The sequence below is a fragment of the Sinomicrobium kalidii genome (assembly GCF_021183825.1).
In the GTDB taxonomy this organism is placed as follows: Bacteria; Bacteroidota; Bacteroidia; order Flavobacteriales; family Flavobacteriaceae; genus Sinomicrobium; species Sinomicrobium kalidii.
Map to the genome: position 1 here is coordinate 4,308,129 of NZ_CP089211.1, position 20,699 is coordinate 4,328,827.

Below are 20,699 nucleotides of genomic sequence, written 5' to 3' on the forward strand. Positions count from 1 at the left end.
TGAATCGGTTACGATCTACCGCTTAAAGATAAAAAAATGAAACAATTATTCAGAATAACATTGGTCCTGTTGTGTTGTTGGGGCTGCGAGAACGAACAAAAAACGGAAGGTATGATACTGTCCGGATCGATATCCGGAAACGATGTCCCGGGAGTGATAAAAATACGGGCAAATGATTATGAGAAAGACGTTGCATTGGGTGCTCACGGGAACTTTATCGACACCTTAAAAATAGAAAGGTCGGGGTATTATTCCCTGGTGATCGGGAAAAATAATACTATCGTGTATTTGAAGAAAGACGGTGATCTGTACCTTAAGGCTGATACCGACCGGGATAAGTTCCATAAAAACCTGGTCTATACCGGTACGTTTGAAACAGCAAATAACTACCTGGCACGAAAACGTGAATTACAGGATAAATGGAACTATTCCCAGCCGGATAAATTATTTGTCCTGGAGGAAAAAGCGTTCAAAAAAGTAATAGATGTTCAAAAGGAAACCCTGGATTCTCTGGCAGAAGCATCTGCACTACCCGAAGATTTTGCCGCACTGGAAAAAAAGGGAAATTATTATGAATACGCTTTTCATATTCTGAGGTATCCTTCTTTTCACCATTATTTTGCTAAAAAGGATACTTTGGATCTCGATGAAGATTTCGATACCGGGATCAGGGATATAGACTTTCGGAATGAGAAAGATTTTATAAATATCCCGGCATATAAAAAACTGGTGTTCTATAAATTCGGAGAGGAGATGAATGAGAAGTACAGTAAGAATAAGGCACAGGGAATGGAAAGCAACGGGCACCCCGAATTTATGGAGACCATCAGGACATACCCCAGGGGGGATATAAAGGACGCGCTACTGTTGCGCAATACCTACTATTTGTCACCGGTCTCGGATAACCTGGAAGAAACCTATCGGTATTTTATGGCCGAGTTACAGGGGGAAAAGGCCAGGGAAAAGGTCAGGGAAAAATATGAAAAGGTAAGGAAGCTTGCAAAAGGGGAACCTTCTCCCGGGTTTAACTATGAAAATTTCAAAGGAGGAACCACTTCACTTGAAGATTTAAGGGGGAAGTATGTCTATATCGATATATGGGCTACCTGGTGCGGGCCGTGTAAGGCGGAAATTCCGTATTTAAAAGCTGCGGAAAAGGAATACCACGATAAAAACATAGTGTTTGTAAGCATTTCCATTGATAAGGAGGAAGACCGTGAAAAATGGAAATCCATGATAGAAGAGGAACAACTCGGGGGAATACAATTGATTACCGATAAGGATTGGAAATCCCGGTTTATTATGGATTATGGCATAGAAGGAATTCCCAGATTCGTACTGATCGATCCCCGTGGAAATATAGTTTCGGCCGATGCTCCCCGTCCTTCATCACCCGAAATGAAGGCATTGTTAGATACGATTCTATAGCATTGAGATTTCGGTTTCGCCCAAAATATTTGGGACATTCCGGGAGTATCGGTATGTAAATGCGCATTGTGAAATGCCTTTTCTTTTTTACATCGAAATAATATCAGACGTCGGGGAACTTAAGGAAAATAAAAAAATACAATTCATATGAAACTATTAAAAACTATAAGTTTACTATGGCTGACCGTAGTCAGCCTGAACGCCCAGACGAAAAAGGAAGTCCCTTTCGATGCGTCTATCCGTCATGGTGTTCTGCCCAACGGGCTGACCTATTACATCAAACACAACGAAGAACCCAAAGAAAGGGCCTCCTTCTATTTTGCCCAGAACGTAGGATCTGTCCTGGAAAAGGAATCGCAACGGGGACTGGCCCATTTTCTCGAACATATGGCCTTTAACGGCCTGGAACACTTTCCGGAAAAAGGCATGCTGGAATACCTTGAGAAGAACGGAATAAAGTTCGGTTCGGAGATCAATGCCTATACTTCCTTCGATCAGACGGTTTACAATATCAGCAAGGTTCCGGTCACCAATAAAAAACTGCTCGATTCCACCCTGCTGGTACTGCACGACTGGTCGGGCTCCCTTTCCCTGACGGAGAAGGAGATCGATGCCGAAAGAGGGGTGATCAATGAAGAGTGGCGAACGCGGAACACCCCCGGTTTCCGGGTCTCGGAAAAGGTATGGACCGAAGGGGTAATGAAGGGGGCTGTGTATGCCGAACGCATGCCCATCGGGCTGATGTCCGTAGTCAACAATTTTAAATACGACGAACTCCGGGACTATTACAAACGGTGGTACCGTCCGGACCAGCAGGCGGTTATTGTGGTCGGGGATATCGATGTGGATGTTATGGAGGCGAAGATCAAAAAGGTCTTTTCATCCATTCCCCTGAAAAAAGGGCTGCCTGAACGAAAGGACTTTGATATCACCCTGGACGGGGGAATTACCTTTATCGAGTCCCTGGATAAGGAAGTGGGCACTACCGGTGTTGAATTTATAATAAGGAACAAGGCCAAAGATTTAAAAGGATATCCATACCTGGATGATAAGTTGATAAAGGATGTGGTTTCGTATATCCTGAATAACCGGTATAAGGAACAGACCGTTGAGAAAACCTGCCCTGCCTTATCGGTGAACTATGCCTATTCAAACTTTGTAAGGCCGCTTGATATTCTGGGCCTGTACATTCAGCCCAAAACAGATAAAGAACTGGAGAGTTTCGAATTTGCTTTGACCGAGCTTCTGCGTTTTGTACGGTACGGAGCCACGGAAAGCGAACTCGAAAGGGCAAAACTGTCTATCAAAAACAGCAAATTGTCCTATTTAAAGAATAAAGACAAGATCGGCAGTGACGCCTATGCCCAGCAGATTTACCAGCATTTCTTTACCCAAACCCCTTTGCCGGATGTAAACTGGGATGTGAATTACACGGTCGACCGCCTGGAGACCATCACCAACGCGGATATCCTGGAATATATGGCCGGTGTTTACAAGGAGGAAGATATCGTCATGGCCATCAAGGGATCTTCCGAAAAAGCCCATCCGAACAAAGACAAATTCGTAAAAGTGTTTAAAGCCGTCAATGCCCGTGACCTGGCCCCGTACACAGACGACACAGACAATACCCCTTTAATAGCAACAGCTCTTAAGGAAGAGCCTGTAATAAAGACTTCGGAGATAAGCGGGCTCGATGCCCGGAAATACAAGCTGGCCAATGGGGCACGGGTCGTTATTTTCCCGACTCCGTATGATAAGGACAAGATCTATATGAAAGCCTATAGCCCCGGGGGAAGCTCCCTGCTCGATAAAGACCTTCTGCCTTCTGCGGATGTAGCCACCTATGTGGCCTCTGAATCAGGACTTGGGGCATTCGATAAGATCGCACTGGACAAAAAACTGGCCGGTACGGACACCTCCCTGGAACTTAACATCAGTGAATTGTCAGAAACCCTGTCCGGGAACAGTACGAAATCCGATATCGAGGTGTTGTTCCAAAAGATATACCTGAGTTTCGAAGCCCCCAGGTTTGAAGAAGAAGCCTATGATCTGGCCATGGAACGCTTTGCCAAGAACCTTGAACGCAAACAGAAATATAAAAAGAGCATCTTACAGGATTCCGTATCCCTGGCCCTGACGGCCCATCATGAAAGGACCCTGGTGTTCAACCGTGAATTCCTGGACCGGATTGCACTGGAGAACATAAAAACGGCCTATACCGACCGGTTCCGGGATATCGATGACTTCACCTTTGTATTTGTGGGGGACATCGATGAAAAGCAACTGTTAAAGCTGGCCCAAAAATATATCGGTAACATAAAACCGGAAAACAGGACCGAACGGTATGTGGATCATGATTATAAACCCGCAAAAGGAAAGACTGTAGTAAAAGTGGTTGAAGCCATGGAAACCCCGCAGGCCACGGTGAGCATTGTTTTTAAGGGAGATATGGCCTACAATTTTAAAAACAGGCTAAAGGTTAATATGGCAGGGCAGTTGTTGCAGAAGCGTTGCCACGATGTGATCCGGGAGGAAGAAGGCGGAAGTTATGGCGTAGGGGCCCGGGCGTCGTTAAACGATATCCCGAAGGCGGAATACTCCATGTCAGTAGGTTTCGATTGTAACCCCGGTATGGTGGATAAGCTGGTACAGGTGGTCTATGACCAGGCAGGCCAACTTTCGGAAACCGTGGATGTCGATGATTTCAGGGAGGTCAGGGAATCGATGATCAAAGCCCGTAAGGAAGCGGTGGATAATAATGAGTACTGGATGAATGTTTTAACCTCCAATGTTTTTTACGGGAGGCAGATCCATACCCTTGAGGAGTATATTGAGGCTGTAAACGGTATAAGCCCGGATGATATCAAGGAGACCGCCCGTACCCTGTTGGACAATGCCGATATCGTTGAAGGGGTGCTGGTACCCGGGACCTGATATTTATTGTAAAACGCATATTATCGTTGGAAAAAATTCAACTGCGATTCGTATTGCTGGGGAAAAGTAAAATGTAAAAACAAACTTAATAAAGGAGAAATTGGATAACAGACCAGTGGATTTAGAGCAACATTTTAAGACTTTTCGAAATCATATTATAGGAAATCAGTGTAGTTTTCAATCGCCGTACGGGGAGCAGAAAGTATTGTATGCCGACTGGATCGCCACCGGAAGGTTGTACGGTCCGATCGAGGATAAAATAAAAGATAAGCTGGGTCCGTATCTGGCCAACACCCATTCCTTTTCCAGTGAGACAGGGAAGATCACCACTGACCTGTACCGTGAAGCCCGCAACGTCATAAAGAAGCATGTTAATGCCGGTGAAGATGATGTGCTGGTTACCACAGGTTCCGGGATGACGGGGGCACTGGCCTGCCTGCAACGGATCATGGGGCTTCGGAAATACCGGTACCGGAATCCAGGGGATAAACCTGTGGTGTTTATCACGCATATGGAACACCACTCCAATCATGTGCCATGGCTGGAAACCCATGCGGATGTAGAGGTTGTTCCCCCGGATAAACATCTGAAACCGGATTTATCACACCTGGAGAAATTATTGGAGAAATATAAGGACCGTAAACTGAAAATAGGTTCGTTTACGGCCTGTTCCAATGTCACCGGGGAGATCGTGGATTACAAAAAATGGACTCAAACAATGCATACCTATGGTGGGTTGTGTTTTCTGGATTTTGCGGCCTCAGCGCCTTATGTGCCGATCAATATGCACCCGGCAAATGAAGCCGGACGACTAGATGCCATTTTCTTTTCTCCCCACAAGTTCCTGGGTGGACCCGGAGCCTGTGGTGTGCTGATTTTCAATAAAAAGCTCTACAGAAATGAGGTTCCCGATCGTTCCGGTGGAGGTAATGTAAAATGGACCGACCCTTGGGGAGGACACTCGTATTTTGAAGATATCGAAACACGGGAAGACGGTGGAACCCCGGGAATAATACAGACCATAAGGACAGCATTGGCCATAAAGCTCAAGGAAAAGATGGATCCTGACCTGATGGCCTTACAGGAAGAAAAGCTGCTTCAACAGTTTTACAGGGAACTGGAAGATGTACCTCAAATCAAATATATGGACGGTTGTACTGCAAAACGTATCGGATGCGTGTCCTTTAATATTGAAGGAATCCACTATAATCTGGTGGTGCGCCTGCTCAATGACCGTTTCGGCATCCAGGTCCGGGGCGGGTGGTCCTGTGCCAGTACCTATGCTCATTACCTGTTCGGATTGGACAAGGCTGTATCTTCCTCTATCACAGGTCAAATCGATCAGGGGAATTTGAGTGATAAACCCGGTTGGGTCCGCATTTCTATTCATCCCACTATGAATACGGACGACATCCGGTATATCACCGGGGCCATCAAAGAGATCATCCGGCATAAGGATGAATGGCAAAAGGATTACAGGTACAACCCTTCGAATAATGAATTCGAATATATCCGCGATACCCCTGCGCATTCGAAAGAGGAAGAATTTTTTGAACTGTAATTTTTTGATCGGACAGATTTAAACACTGAACATAATATGAAAGAAGATATAAAGTGCCTTATCATAGGGGCGGGGCCTGCGGGCTATACGGCAGCCATTTATGCTTCACGGGCAGGAATGAACCCTGTTTTATACCAGGGTACCCAACCGGGAGGGCAATTAACAACAACCAATGACGTAGAAAATTTTCCTGGTTACCCGGAGGGTATAATAGGCCGTGAAATGATGGTCCAGTTACAGCAACAGGCTGAACGTTTCGGAGCAGACATCAGGGACGGCTGGGCGACCCAAGTGGATTTTACTGGCCCCGTGCATAAGGTATGGATCAACGATACGATAGAACTCCATTGTGAAACCGTAATTATAGCCACGGGAGCCTCGGCCAGGTACCTGGGGTTACCCTCGGAGCAAAAGTACCTCCGGTCAGGAGGTGGTGTTTCGGCCTGTGCGGTATGTGACGGTTTTTTCTACCGCAACCAGGAGGTGGTCATTGTCGGGGCGGGAGATTCAGCCTGTGAAGAAGCCCATTACCTGTCAAAATTGTGTAAGAAAGTCACCATGCTGGTCAGGCGTGATGAATTCCGGGCCTCCAACATTATGGAAGCTAGGGTCCGCAAAACAAAAAACATTGAGATCCTGTTCAATACGGAAACGGAAGAGATACTGGGAGACGGGCAACTGGTGACAGGAGTACGTGTAAAAAACAATATCTCCGGAAGAACCACAGACATCCCTGCCACAGGGTTTTTCGTAGCGATAGGGCACCAACCGAACACAGATATCTTTAAAGGCCATATCCGCCTGGATGAAACCGGATATATTATCAACGTCCCGGGCACGGCACAGACCAGTGCAGAAGGTGTTTTTGTGTGTGGAGATGCGGCAGACCACGTGTACCGGCAGGCCATAACCGCTGCTGGGACCGGGTGTATGGCTGCGTTGGAAGCGGAACGCTACCTGGCATCGGTTGAAGCTGCTGCGATGGAGTAGCGGTTTCAAAATAATTTTTTCAGTTTTTGTTAGTATTAGGGTAATACTGATGTCATCAGAAGAAACTTTACGCAACTTTTGTTCTCATGTCACTTTATCAAAGGTTGGTTATTTGAGTTAGCTACCGGTTTCTTTTGAGATAAACACGGGGTGAAAGAGCCCCGTGTTTTAAATACTTACTAATAAGTGATAATTTAATTGGGCTACCCCAGCATTATTATTGTTTTGAATTTCTAAAAATATTATCTTTATTCAAATAAGTACATTGTAATACAGAAAGCCAGAAAAGCCGTTATAGGTGCCCTAATCGGTGTCCTATTTGAAAAAGTAAAATGTAAACAACTGATTTTTAACGATATGTAGGGTGTATTCAAATTCTGCCACCCCGACTTTTCAGTATCAAAAGCATTGTTAATCTATTGATTTTCAATGCTTATTGTTTTTAGTCATAGCATTTAATATCGTTTGAATTCACCTGAATTCATCCCATCTGGTGAACAAATCGGTGAATGTTTGTTCTTCAGATTGTTGCATCTTTAAGAGGTTTTAGTGGCGGTTTGACGGATTATTCCTGAAAGTTATAGACCAGGCAAAAACTCCGGATAGTCTAAACAGGAAAAACACCGTATTTTCACCTCTTCCGAACTGCACCCTAAATGCTTTTAAAAGCAACAGGGCGATACTCAAAAAAGAAAAAACTCTGGTGATTTTGTTATATATCACCAGAGTTTCTATACTTAATTTTGATTAAATGGGGTTACATCTGAAGGACCTTTTTGATCCTCCGTATATCTGGATTAATACCGGACAATTGCAGAAGGTCTAAATCACAAAAGCTTAAAACTTAGTGCAGGGTCGGATCAAAAGAGCCGCCCCAACCTACATTTTGTTCCAATTCCGGATTTCTGTCCAAAACATCCTTTTGAACAGGGAAGAAATAGTAGTTCTCGGGAAGCGTACTTTGTTGTACTCCCGAACGGGGAACCTGCAAGGTAGAGTACTTAAAGTCCTCTTCCACAAGTTCATAATTATCCGCAAGTTCCCTTGCTTTTCCGATTTCCATTTCACTTTGATCCGGTTCGATAGCAATGGCCTCAACACCTTCTTTTATGGTTCCGTCAAGACGGTCCAACAGGCGTAACCTTCTCAGGTCCCAAAAACGATGGCCTTCAAAACAAAATTCTATGTTTCTTTCCGCCAATATGGCTTCTCTTACTTCTTCTCTGTTACTGGCAGTAATTCCATAGTTCCCATCAACACCGGGCTCAATACCGGCTCTTTCCCGGATCTGTTTAAGAATAGCCAAGGCTGTTCCCGAATCACCTGTTTCATTGGCTGTTTCAGCATAGTTCAACATGACTTCGGCAAAGCGCATGAGTACAAAATCCAGATCGTACTGCTGTACTTCGGCCTGGGTTAAATGGAGAAGGCTGTTCTTTAAGATAAAGAAACCGGTATATCGATTTAAATTGGATGAATTTATATTCGCATTCGGGTTGATCCCGAAATCGTCCAGCTCATGGGCAATTCCCAATGCGGTATACTGTCTTTTTCCTGTCTTTCCGGAAACCTCATATAGCTTTCCGTTCCAGACAACAGATTTATCAAATCTGGGATCCCGATTTTTCCAGTAATTCTGCAAAAACTCCTCGTCTGACATGGTATAAGCGCTTAAAGGATCATTGTAGAGCCTACCGTCTTTCATAGGAAATTCTTTAACAAATTGCCAGGTAGGACAAGCACTTGCCGCACCCCGGCTTTCCGAGCCGGGACGTACGCCATGATCCCAGGCAGCGGTTTTGTTAGGATAGGTATTAATAACCGAGAATACCACTTCTTTGTTTCGTTCTTCCAAAGCGATATCCGAATAATCCTCTACAAGGCCATATCCCTGACCTAACAACGATTCATAGGCCTCTTTATTCACCGCGTTCGCCTCCTGCCAATAAGGGTTATTCCATGGCTGGGAAGGATTGAATTGCGGAGAAGCCTTATAGAGCAGTACTTTGGCTTTAAAAGCCAGTGCAAAATTTCCATCAATTTTTCCGTAATCGCCTGATGCGGGAACAATATGCTGAGGTAGGAGCTCAATAGCGCTGTCGAGGTCTTCTTCTATAAAATCAAAGCATTCTTCGGTAGAATTCCTGGGCGCATTCAAATCGTCTTCATACCGGTCCTGTGGTATGGTAATATAAGGGACGCCTCCGTGGTACTTAACCATGTTAAAATAGGCGTAGGCCCGCATAAAAAGTGCCTGGCCGGTAATACCGTCTTTTACCTCCTGTGGAAGCGTTCCGTTTTTAACGTCAATAATCGCCTGGTTTATGAGCCGGATCCTCGAGTAATCCCAGCTTTTAAAATTTTCATTTGAAATGGTTACCCTATCCGGATACCATTCTATTCTTGCCAGTTGTTGACTCAGTCTGTCGGCCCCGGAATCCCAGTTCCCGAACATGGGATACAAATTGGCCATGTAAGCATTGGCGAGATTTTCGTCGTTCCAGACAGCATCCGGGCTGTAGCTGTCAATATTCTCTATGTCGAGAACATCAGAGCAGCCCGACAGAAAAATAAAAAGTCCGAATATGTATATTAGTTTTTTCATTTTTGATCCATTAAAATTTAAAGTTCATTCCGAGGGAATATGTTTTCATAACAGGATAGGAATCGTAATTTTTTTGTTCGGGGTCGTGAAACTCCTTAATCTCCGAAATGGCAAACAGATTGGTGCCGTTGAAAAATAATTGTACACTCGATACCCCTATGCTTTCCAGTATTTCTTTCGGCAAGCTATATCCTATGTTTAAATTCTTCAATCTCAGATAAGCCCCGTTGTGAATCCAGAAAGATGTAGCGCCTGTTCCGGACTCGTACCAATTCTGCCCGACAACGCGAGGGTATTTAGCATCGGGGTTTTCAGGTGTCCACACATCATCTGCCCAAATCGGGTAGTAGGGACGAACGGTTCCACCGTGTTGCCTCATACCTGCCCCTTCCTGATTGCTTATGATACGATCGTAATTGGTGACGCCCTGAAAATGGGCATCTAATGTGATATTTCCCCAACCCAGGTTAAAGCCAAACCCATAGTTAACTCTTGGGATCGCATTTTTAGAAAGCAGCTGAAAATCATTACCGTCTATTTTACCATCAGGGCCCGGAGAATAGCCATCGCCACGGATATCTTCAAAATAAAGCCCTCCTAAGTAGGGGTCTCTGCCATATTGGGTAAACCCTTGGGCCAATAGTTCATCCAGCTGTTCTTGTGTACGTATGATCCCCAACGATTTTAAACCGAAGATACGGTCAATGGGTTGTCCTATTTTCGATTCGGATGCTCTAAGCCCTCCCGGTTCAAAAATCGGATCCTGATCGATCTTATCCCATTGATCCCTGGCATAACCTATATTTCCGTATACCGAGTATTTAAATTTGCCATCTTCCGAGTAATCGCGCCACATCAGTGAAAGTTCGCCACCGCGCCAGGATCTTTCAGCATAATTTTCCGGAGCCAGAGGTCGGCCATAGTTGGCGGGTAGTGTAACCAATCTCGAACCTAAAATATCGACTTCTTTTTTTTTGAAAATGTCTATGGATCCAACGATCTTCCTGTCCAGGATCTCAAAATTCACACCGGCATTATAGGTGGTAGACGTAGCCCAGGTCAGGTTAGGGTTGGGTGTAGCGCCAGGCCCGATACCCCGGTAGAGGTCGGTCCCGAAGATGTAACTGCCGGTATTATTATAAGTATTGACAAATGAAAAAGGAGAGATCCTTTCGTTATCTACATCCAGATCATTCCCGGTTGTTCCGTAAGAGATCCTTAGTTTGAGTTCGTCTAACCAGTCGGTCTCTGCCATAAAGGACTCTTCCGAAATTCTCCAGGCAGCTGAAAAGGAAGGAAAAAACCCCCAACGTTTATTTTTCGGAAAGAGAGTGTTCCCGTCATACCTGAACGAAAACTCGGCAATATACCGCTCGTCGAATTCGTAATTGACACGCCCTATGATCGACTGCCTGGCTCCTATCTCTTCGTATCCTTCACCATATCTTCTTTCCGCATCGTTCGAATACACAAAATCCTGGTCATAATCGGTCACGGGATCTTCCGCCTTGGCATACGCCCCGTACAAACCGTTTTCGGCCTGTTCGAATACTGCCATGGCCTTGATTCCGTGTTTTCCGAATCTGTTCTCGTAATTAAGGAACCAGTTGACCTGGTATTCCCAGGCCGTATTGATGTCATAACTTAAAAATTCCTGGTTTTGACTAAAGGTAAAGGTATTGGTTTTATTGGGGTCCGGGGGCCCGGGAATAAACCGGTTACCATTAGGGTCGGCCTGATTGAAAACATAATTTTCCTGAAAGGTCAGAAAATGTTTACGCATATAATCCTTCGCCAGATAACTTCCTACAAATTTCGTGGATAGTCCCGGTATATAATTGCCCAGATCAATATTCAGAGAGACTAAAGAACTCAGTTGTCGCTTTCTGGTCCTTATATACCGGTTTCCGACGATCTGATCAATCACACTCCAGGCCAGCCAGCTCCCCATAGGCGTCTGTACAGGGTAATCGGTAACCTGATTACTTGGCGTACCATCGGCTTCGGTGTAAAACGGATAGGTCTTCGGCCAGTTAAAAGTAACCCGGTAAAGATCGGAAACGTCATAATCGTCATCTTCAGAAAACGGCCAGTAAAACCGGTCGTGATTTTGCTGGCTTGCCGCAAGGTTTACATCCAAAGTAATACTTTCCGAAAGTTTGGCCGAAACATTTGACCGGAGGTTAAACTTTTTGTAATCGAGCCCTTTGAAGGAGCCCTCTTGCCCGCGATAGCTGGCCAGGGTGTAATAGGTGATGGTTTCACCTCCCCCGTTCACACTCATGGTATAGTCAAGACTCGAAGGGTTTCTCCAGATCATATCATTGACATTATAATTCCTGTCCTTGAAATAATCGAACTCCGTAGGTCCGTTAGGCGGTGTGGTACCGTTGAATTCCGCGACACGGTTCTGGTAGATCAGTTCATCGGTAGCTGTGGTCAGGTCGGAAAGAAGAGTCTGCGTAGGGGACGATGAGGAATACGAGGTTTGAAAATTAAAAACCGGCTTTTGCTTGCGGCCTTTTTTGGTGGTAACGAGTACCACTCCGTTACCGGCCCTGGACCCGTATATGGAAGCAGTAGCAGCATCCTTTAAAAAGCTCAGTTGTGCCACTTCGTTCGCATTAAGAGCATCAAAAGCATCCTTGTCCCTGACAATACCGTCAATGACGAACAACGGCTCCCCGAAGCCCCCCCGAATTCTAATACTCGAAGATGCCCCCGACAGACCGGAAGTGTTCGTTATATTCACACCGGGAGCGCGACCGGCCAGGGTATTGGATAAATTACTCGTTGGCACCTGATTTAATTCTTCTGTTTTTACAGAAGTTATGGCTCCTGTAATATTCACTTTCTTTTGTGTTCCGTAACCTACCACAACCACTTCATCCAGGGCGGAAAGTGCTGTTTTTAATGTAATGTTTATAACAGAACGACCCTGAACAGGAATTTCCTGGGTGGTATAACCCATGTAGCTGAAAATCAACACCCCGTCGGGTGGTGCCTGAATGGAATAGTTTCCGTCAAAATCCGAGATAACCCCAACAGTGGTATTTTTAACAACAACATTTACTCCTGGTACCGGGGTTCCCGTATCCGCGTCGATCACTGTTCCTGTAACTGGCTCTTCCTGTCCTTCGTCTTGCCTTTCCTCCTGTTTGCGCTCCGGAACAGGATCTTCAGCGGCAGGCGATTTCTTCTTTAATATGATCTGTTTGTCGATAACAGTATAGGTTACTGTTGTGTTCTTGAAAAGTATATCCAGGATCTCAAAAATATCTTTCTTTTTAACCTTTATGGATACCGGCGGATAATTTTCTATAACCTCTGCATTGCCGAGGAACTTGAAATCACTTTTAGATTCAATGGCCCGGAGAACGGTCATCACCCGAGCGTTTTCAAAATCGAGTGAGATTTTTGTGTTCTGGGAATAATTACTGGCATGAATATTCAGTAATATGGCGAATAAGAACAATACGGCGAGTCGTATCTTTAGCGATAATTTAAACAGGGGAAGCCCGCAGAGCTCCCTCTTTAATAATAATTTCATACTTTAGTAAAGTTTTATCGGGTTAATGATTACTATGTCATAACTCACAGATCGGGAAGTGTTGGCGCATTTCCTGATCTTTTTACAGGAGTGATGACTGGTCGGGTTGAAATATAACTAACTCAGGTGATGTATAATGCTTTCATGATGATTGGTTTTTATGGTTTGTCAATTATGATGTTATCTCCGTTAATCTGATAGGAAAAGGGTTCACTCCCCTGGAAAGACCGGAGCACCTCTTCAATGCTCTCTACATCAAACCTTGCAAAAAAACGTTTGTTTCCCAGCTCCTTGTACCTGTTGGTAATTTGTACGTTGTAATGCCTTTCCAGCACCCTGATAATCTCCGAAAAAGGACGGATCTTAAACAGGAGGACTCCATCAACCCATGCAATATATTCGGCGGTATCAACATCCTTTACCTGAAGACTTCTGTCATTTCTATTGTAAACAGCTAACTCCCCGGGAGAGAGTTTAATCATGTTATCTTTCGGGAGATCATTCTCCGAATCGGAATAGAGTCCTACCGAGCCCTCTACCAAAACAGTACTTACACTTTTATCTTCCGTATAGGAATTTACATTGAATTTTGTACCAAGGACCCGGACATGAAATCCGTTGCTATTGACCATAAAAGGGCGTTGCCTGTCTTTGGCCACATCGAAAAAAGCCTCGCCCTCCAGAAAAACTTCACGTGGCCCGTTTTCGAGGAAGGCAACGGGAAATTTAAGCCGGGAACCTGCATTGAGACTTACTTTGGTTCCATCTTCCAGCAACAGGCGAAATTTTTTGCCAAAAGGAACGGATAATTCGTTGTACACTGCTTTTTTGGGAGAGGTGGAATCATCACTCCGGTACCGGTAATTAATAGTATTGCCGTTATGCCGGGCAATGGTATTGCCTTCTTTGTCCAGTATATTCGAAACTCCTTCTTCCGAAAGCTTTTTTATTTTGCCGTCATTTAATTTAATGGTTATTGTATCCGGGGAGACATCGGTTGGGGAAAGTACGGATAATTTCATGTAAAGCCCTACGCCGAGAACGATAACCAGTATAGCCGCAATCCTGTAAAAAACCTGTATTCTTTGTTTCTTTTTAATGTTGATCCGGTGAAATATAGCAGTGTATTCTTTTTCCAGATCGAGGGAAGTTAACGTTTTGTTTACCAAATAATGATCTTCCGCGTATTTTCTGAATTCTTCCCGGTTGGCAGCATCGGCCAGGAGCGATTCAAGGACCAATAGCTCTTTCTCCGTAATCTGCCCGGATAAATATTTTATTACAAGTTCTTTTGATAAAATCATATAAAAAAACACCGATTACATCCGTATAACAAGTCAATATGTAAAAACCCTTAAAAGATTATTGATTTTTTTTGATATTTGTTAACGTTCACATTTTGAATTGATTTTTTGGTATCCGAATGAATAACGAAACAGGTATAGTCAATAAATTAAAAAAAGGGGACCACGCCATATTTAAAATAGTGTTTGAAGAACTCTATCCGTCAGTGGTAGCCTATGTATTGACACTTACGGGCGACGAGGCAAAGGCTAAGGATATTGCCCAGAATAGTTTTATAACCCTTTGGGAAAAAAGGAAAAAACTCCGGGAAAAATCATCACTCAGGCCTTACCTGTTTAAAGTTGCATATAACCTCTATATCAATCAATATCACAAAGAGAAGTTCAGGAAAAAGGTATTGGAAGAATTTAAATACGACGCGCTGCAAAAAATAATATCCAAAGAAGAGGATCAGGATGATGACCGCCAGAAACGATTACAGGAAATTATTGACGCCCTGCCAGTGAAGTGCCGGAAAATCCTCTTGCTAAATAAAAAGGACGGTAAGAAATATAAAGACATTGCGGTTTTATTGAATATTTCCGTCAAAACAGTGGAATCGCAAATGCGGATCGCTTATATAAAAATAAGAGAAGGGTTTGAGCGGGGAAAAAATGAATAATACAAGCTGTTACACATTTTTGAGAAGTTAAATAAAAGTAAAGATATATGTTAAAGGATATTCCTTAACCGTTTTTCACAATGCACTTTGTAAAGGTTGAACAAGAAAGAATTATAATGCCATCAAAAAATATGTTAATCGTTTTATCAAAAAGGAATTCAAGTCAGATGATGTCCACATAAGTGTGTTAATGAGTTTAGCTGGCCTGTTAACCTTCTCGTGTTACTTTGGCAATAGGGATGTTGTGTTTTTGGCGAGCAAACATTATATCAATCGCACATAGGGGGAAAGGTGCACCTTGACGTGTGAGGAAGGCTTTCGGTATGTGAAACGGTAATTTACTGGCCGGAGCTGCAGTTTGCCTTTTGGATTGTGTTAATTATTTGATTAAAAATGATTTGTCCGAATTCGGTAAAGCCTGGTCATTAGCTTCTATGGTACCGGGTAAACTGATGCACCTTTCAAATTTTCTTCGGGTAGCCGATGTTTGGCGAACGGATATCGGAACCGTGGCCGCCTATATCATTTCACGCGGTATCATCCGCGATAAAAATAAGGATACTGGGGCTCCTCATTTTTATTTTGGGCGAAAATGATACCTTGTGAAATGGTCAGTACTATAAATAAACCGAACGGGTATTAAAGTTAATATCCGGGATTCTGCCGCAATTTCGGGTTTGCATTTAATGCGGACTGGGGAATCGGGAATATATTTCTGAAATCTTCCGAAGGGTTTTTCCATTCCCAGGCATCTCCGTATTTTCCGAATCGGATCAGGTCTCTTCTTCGTCCCATCTCAAATACCAGTTCCCTTCCTCTTTCATCAAGGATGTCCTCTAAGGACAGCGTCAATAACGCGGAGGCGTTACTCCTTTCCCGGATCTGGTTTACCAGGGGTAAAGCGGCTCCGAAATCTCCTTGCCGTGCCAGGGCCTCTGCTTTGATCAGGAGAATATCTGCATACCGGAAAAAAGCGACATCATTTCCGGCACTGCCTCCCACGGTATTGGGATCGATCTGCCATTTGATCCATTTGATCCCTGCATTCATCGGCTGGCTCCTGATACCTGTGGCGGGAACGATCTCATAAGGTACCGGACCTTCGGTGGAAACGCCTTCTACGTATAAAGCGGAGTTATTGTCCGGGACAACTCTCTCTACCATTACGGGTTCGTCATTACGCGGGTCTTTTAGCGGGCCATAGGTAATGAACATGGATTTTCTTATGTCCTGATCTTCGTATTTTTCTACAACCGACGGACGGGTGGCAAATCCGTTTTGCGGTGTATACGGCAATCCGAATAACCCTCCGGAGATTCCCGGAAGGACTTTTTGTACGAACGGATGGCCGATGCCCCCTGTGATATCGGGGTTATATACCGCTCCGAAAACAACTTCATTGTTATTTTGATTGTCCGGGGCAAAGTTGTCAAAATAGTTAGGGAGCAAAGAATACGATCCGGAATTGATCACCAGGTCGGCGTATTCCTGTGCCTTTTGATATTGTGCATTCCCGGTGTAGACTTCGGCATTCAGGTATATGGTGGCCAGAAGGGCATAGGCAGCTTCTTTGGTCAACCTGCCGTAATAACTGCTTCCGGCTTCTGTTTTGGTAGGCAGGTCTTTCAGGGCGTCTTCCAGTTCCGCAGTGACAAATTCAAAAACCTCGGTCCTTGTGTTTTGTTCGGGAAGGTCCAGTGGGTCTACCTTGGCTCCGGTAAAGATGGGAACGTTACCGAACAGGTCCATCAGGTAAAAGTAGGCATAGGCCCTTAGTGCTCTTAATTCGGCTTTTGGCCCGGAGATATCCAGGGGAGATTCTTCTAATGAACTCAGCAGGCCATTGGTTTGCCCCACGGTTTGGAAAAAAGTATCCCAGGTAGAGGATATGTAGGCGTGGTCCGGCTCCCAGGTGTGTTCCATTAACTGCCAGAAGGAGTCTCCTCCCCACCAGCCCTGGATCTTTTGCTGAACGACAACCTGGTCTGCCGGAAGTTCTAATGTCCTGTATTCGGGGCCCATACCGGTGATCCCTGCGAAGGCCCTGTAAACTCCCGATAAAGCGGATAATACCTGATATTCGTTAGAATAGAATGTATCTGGGGTATATATGGAGTATGTATCCTCGTCTAAGCTACAGCCGTTAAGGAGTAATACCATGATGACCATGCTTTTGATTATGCTTTTTTTGAATTTTATAGTTTTCATCATTGAGTCTTTATGTTGGTTCTAAAAAGTAACACTACCACCTAAAACATAGGTTGTTGGTCTCGGATAGGCCAGATAATCAATTCCCACTGCGGTAGTCCTCACTTCGGGGTCATAACCGGAATAACCGGTAATCACAAAGAGGTTCTTGCCTGAAATGTATATACGGGCTTTCTTTAAGAATGAGGTGTTTTCCGTATTAAAGGAATATCCGATACTGAGATTGTCTATCCTCAGATAACTTCCATCTTCCAGCCATCTCGAAGAAAACTGCGCACTGGTTTCCCTGCTGGTACCATTGGTGAGGGCGGACTCCAGGACATTGAGCGCAGGGGCCTGCTGAGGATAAGAAAACTCGGCGCCGGTGTTGTTGAATATCTCGTTTCCTACTACTCCGCGCATATTCAGAGAAACGTCAAACCTTTTATAATTGATCGTCTGGTTAATGCCAAAAGTAAAATCCGGATTGGGATTTCCGATAAGGACCAGGTCGTCACCTTCTTCGCCATCGACATCCAGAAAAGTTTCCATGCCGTTTGCGTCCAGGCCGGTAAATTTTCGCCCGTAAAAAGAACCCAGGGGGAGGCCGGGGCGTATCAACTGTATTCCCACCTTATTGAGTACTACTCCCGATCCGTCTGAGATCCGGATCTCATCGCGTTGAAAGTTTTCGTTAGACAGGTTTTTTACTTCATTTTTGTTCGCTGAAAAATTGAGGTTGGTGTGCCACCGGAAATCCGTGTTGTCAATAATATCGGCGTCCAGGTTAAACTCCCATCCCTTGTTTTCTACCTCGCCCACATTTGCCCATTGCGACTGGACAACCGAAGGGGCAGCCGTGGAGAATTCCAGGAGCAGATCATCGGTTTTTTTGATATAATAATCTACAGAACCGTACAATCTTTGATTAAAGAACCCAAAATCCAGTCCGATATTCAGTTGGCTGGTCTGTTCCCATTTTAAATCCGGATTGGCATAGTTGGTAGGGAGTACGCTGGGGATGGCCTGTCCTCCGAAAACATACACGCTGGAACCGTCAATGGAGAGTTGCTCCCTGTAGAGGTTATTGGGGATCTCCTGGTTACCGGTTATTCCATAGCCCAATCGAAATTTCAGGTTACTTACTTTTGAGTTGTCCAGAAATTTTTCATTAGTCATATTATAAGCAAATGCTCCGGAAGGAAAAGTCCCCCAGCGGTTGTTTTCCCCGAACCGGCTGGATCCGTCTCTTCGCAGTGTCAGTGTCAGCAAATATTTATCCCGGAACTTATAGTTCAGTCTTCCATAGTAAGAGGCCAGCCTGTTGGCGTCTTTGAAAGAAGTATTAGCCAGGATATTACCGGACTGTATAAGATTCCATTTCGTAACCGAGGACACGAACTGATTGGCCATGGTAAAGGTATTTTCATTCTGAAACCGCTGGAAGGAATACCCGGCTAAAAACGTCAAATGATGGGCTTCCCCGAATTGTTCGTCATAAGTCAGTGTAGTTTCTATAAGGGTAGTAGTGTTCTTAAATTTACTTACAGACGCCCTTCCGCCTTCGGAGGCAGCAGAAGGATGGGAATCCGGGGCATTGGTGAACCGGTTTACCTGTTCATTGGAGTATCCCATATTTACAGTAAAGGACAGTGGTTCTATAATTTGAAAAGTCAGATTTGTATTTCCCAAAAAGAAATCGGTTTCGCTTTCATCCTCCACATCGACCCAGGACACGGGATTGATGCGTAGTTCCCCGATCTGATAGTAACTGCCATCGGGATTTCTGACTGGCAGCGTGGGAGCCCATCTCAAAGCGTCTTTGAGGATATTCCCTCCTTCGTTATTAATGTTGGAGGAGATGGCAACCTTGTCATCATCTAATTTTGCATAGGACATATGGACTCCGATCTTTAATTTGCCGTCCAGCGCATCATGCGACCCGTTTAACCGCCCCGTATATTTTTTTAATGCGGAAGAAAGCAGAATACCTTCTTGTTCGGAATAGCCGAAAGAAGCGCGGAATTTGCTCGTTGGTGAACCGCCGGCAAAGGACAGGTTGTGATTCTGAGAAAAAGCGGCCCTGAAGATCTCCTTTTGCCAGTTGGTATTTGCTCCAAGGTCAGAGTAGGGGAGCCCCAGGCTATTTGCATAATCTCTGAATTGACCGGCGGATAAAACAGGGAGAAACTTTCTTATATGGCCGACTCCGGCGTAGGTGTCATACGTAACATTTTCGTCTATTCCTTTTTTACCTTTTGTTGTGATAATGATCACGCCATTTGCCCCCCTGGACCCGTAGATCGCCGTTGCGGAAGCGTCTTTTAGAACGTCGATACTTTCAATATCCGCCGGGTTAATGACATTCAGCGGGTTTGGCGATTCATCCGACAATGCCGAGGTACCGTTTTGTGGCCCCAATTGCACGTAATTGTTGGCGCTTCCGAATTGTAAAGGAACGCCATCTACTACATAAAGCGGGTCGTTTCCCGCCGAAATGGAACTGATCCCCCGAACCCTGACCGTGGAAGCCGCTCCGGGCTGGCCGCTATTTTGCACAATGTTTACCCCTGTAATTTTACCCTGCAATATCTGCTCGGGGGCTACGGGTGGAGCATCTTCGATATTACTTGCCTGTATGGAAGAGATGGCTCCGGTTACGTCACTTCTTTTTTGGGTTCCGTAACCTATAACAACGATCTCGTCTAACTGTTGGGTTTCTTCAGACAGGGTGACATGAATGGTAGTCCTGTTATTTACGGGTTCTTCAGTCGTTTTAAAACCTATAAAAGAAAAGATCAGGATTTGTTCTCCTTCTTCGAGTTCTATGGAATAATTTCCTTCAAAATCGGAAACCACACCATTGGCCGTTCCTTTTTGTACGATGCTCACTCCCGGTATTTCGACCCCGTCATCCCCCCGGACTGTCCCGGTAATGACATTCTGGGCATGTGTGATGCCCAAAAAGAGCAGCAGAAAACACACAGGAAGTGCATTTTTAATGATTTTTTGGTGTTTCATAATAATAGTTTTGGTTCGTTAATTGCATTTATCAGGCTGGTGTTTATGGCATTTCAACCTAAAATTAGTTTTGTTTGATGATTATCGCATCCTGTGCTGTCCTGATTTATTATTGAAAAAGAGATACTTAGAAAATATGAGGGCAAAAATTTCCTTCTGCAGATTTTACACCTGTCTGCCGGAATAGACAGGGATGATCGTAGATTTATCTTTACTGGTAATGCGTAATTTTATGATATATAGTTACTACTAACAGGTCGAGATTCAACGTCCCAAAAGGGCAGACAAAGCTGCTCCTAAAACCTTAAAGCTATACATCGTGGAAGCCAAAGAATCCCAGCACACCACTTCGAAAGGCCACCCGGTCCAATAACCCTAAAAAATGGATTGGACGAATTTAACTCCATTTTCAAAGGATGGTGATTGCTAAATTGAGATATGTACACACGGTAGCCCC

General features: G+C 44.5%; 10 protein-coding genes. 5 read left to right on the forward strand and 5 right to left on the reverse strand.

The features are described 5' to 3' along the window. Positions 1 to 36 precede the first annotated feature (36 nt). From LS482_RS17560 to trxB, 4 genes are all read left to right on the forward strand, one after another. On the forward strand, positions 37 to 1,428 hold the full coding sequence (locus tag LS482_RS17560) for a TlpA family protein disulfide reductase (RefSeq protein WP_233028817.1): 1,392 nt from the start codon (positions 37 to 39) through the stop codon (positions 1,426 to 1,428). A gap of 147 nt (positions 1,429 to 1,575) precedes the next feature. After that, a complete protein-coding gene (locus LS482_RS17565) occupies positions 1,576 to 4,362 on the forward strand; it encodes a M16 family metallopeptidase (protein ID WP_233028067.1) in 2,787 nt (928 codons plus the stop codon). A 100-nt stretch (positions 4,363 to 4,462) separates the two neighbouring features. Beyond that, a complete protein-coding gene (locus tag LS482_RS17570) occupies positions 4,463 to 5,923 on the forward strand; it encodes an aminotransferase class V-fold PLP-dependent enzyme (protein ID WP_233028818.1) in 1,461 nt (486 codons plus the stop codon). A 36-nt stretch (positions 5,924 to 5,959) separates the two neighbouring features. After that, positions 5,960 to 6,913: a thioredoxin-disulfide reductase gene (gene trxB / locus LS482_RS17575; RefSeq protein WP_233028819.1), complete on the forward strand. Its 954-nt coding sequence runs from the start codon at positions 5,960 to 5,962 to the stop codon at positions 6,911 to 6,913. 844 nt (positions 6,914 to 7,757) lie between these two features. Here the strand turns inward: trxB and LS482_RS17580 are convergent. The 3 genes from LS482_RS17580 to LS482_RS17590 all read right to left on the reverse strand — a co-directional run bounded on the left by LS482_RS17580 (position 7,758) and on the right by LS482_RS17590 (position 14,372). After that, a complete protein-coding gene (locus LS482_RS17580; RefSeq protein WP_233028820.1) occupies positions 7,758 to 9,518 on the reverse strand; it encodes a RagB/SusD family nutrient uptake outer membrane protein in 1,761 nt (586 codons plus the stop codon). A 10-nt stretch (positions 9,519 to 9,528) separates the two neighbouring features. After that, entirely contained in the window at positions 9,529 to 13,068 is a 3,540-nt protein-coding gene (locus tag LS482_RS17585) for a TonB-dependent receptor (RefSeq protein ID WP_233028821.1), read from the reverse strand. Between the two features lie 158 nt (positions 13,069 to 13,226). Continuing rightward, positions 13,227 to 14,372, reverse strand: coding sequence for a FecR family protein (locus tag LS482_RS17590; RefSeq protein WP_233028822.1), 1,146 nt, complete (start codon positions 14,370 to 14,372; stop codon positions 13,227 to 13,229). A gap of 119 nt (positions 14,373 to 14,491) precedes the next feature. On the opposite strand from LS482_RS17590, the gene LS482_RS17595 reads away from it, so the two are divergent. Further along, on the forward strand, positions 14,492 to 15,034 hold the full coding sequence (locus LS482_RS17595) for an RNA polymerase sigma factor (protein WP_233028823.1): 543 nt from the start codon (positions 14,492 to 14,494) through the stop codon (positions 15,032 to 15,034). 645 nt (positions 15,035 to 15,679) lie between these two features. Here the strand turns inward: LS482_RS17595 and LS482_RS17600 are convergent. Next, on the reverse strand, positions 15,680 to 17,245 hold the full coding sequence (locus LS482_RS17600; RefSeq protein ID WP_233028824.1) for a RagB/SusD family nutrient uptake outer membrane protein: 1,566 nt from the start codon (positions 17,243 to 17,245) through the stop codon (positions 15,680 to 15,682). 18 nt (positions 17,246 to 17,263) lie between these two features. Continuing rightward, complete coding sequence (locus LS482_RS17605) at positions 17,264 to 20,242, reverse strand: SusC/RagA family TonB-linked outer membrane protein (RefSeq protein WP_233028825.1); 2,979 nt, start codon at positions 20,240 to 20,242, stop codon at positions 17,264 to 17,266. Between the last annotated feature and the right edge of the window lie 457 nt (positions 20,243 to 20,699).

Coding starts and splice junctions, on each gene's coding strand:
- LS482_RS17560 (WP_233028817.1), top strand. CDS start 37: ATGAAACAATTATTCAGAATAACATTGGTCCTGTTGTGTTGTTGGGGC.
- LS482_RS17600 (WP_233028824.1), bottom strand. CDS start 17,245: ATGATGAAAACTATAAAATTCAAAAAAAGCATAATCAAAAGCATGGTC.
- LS482_RS17580 (WP_233028820.1), bottom strand. CDS start 9,518: ATGAAAAAACTAATATACATATTCGGACTTTTTATTTTTCTGTCGGGC.
- trxB (WP_233028819.1), top strand. CDS start 5,960: ATGAAAGAAGATATAAAGTGCCTTATCATAGGGGCGGGGCCTGCGGGC.
- LS482_RS17585 (WP_233028821.1), bottom strand. CDS start 13,068: ATGAAATTATTATTAAAGAGGGAGCTCTGCGGGCTTCCCCTGTTTAAA.
- LS482_RS17590 (WP_233028822.1), bottom strand. CDS start 14,372: ATGATTTTATCAAAAGAACTTGTAATAAAATATTTATCCGGGCAGATT.
- LS482_RS17565 (WP_233028067.1), top strand. CDS start 1,576: ATGAAACTATTAAAAACTATAAGTTTACTATGGCTGACCGTAGTCAGC.
- LS482_RS17595 (WP_233028823.1), top strand. CDS start 14,492: ATGAATAACGAAACAGGTATAGTCAATAAATTAAAAAAAGGGGACCAC.
- LS482_RS17605 (WP_233028825.1), bottom strand. CDS start 20,242: ATGAAACACCAAAAAATCATTAAAAATGCACTTCCTGTGTGTTTTCTG.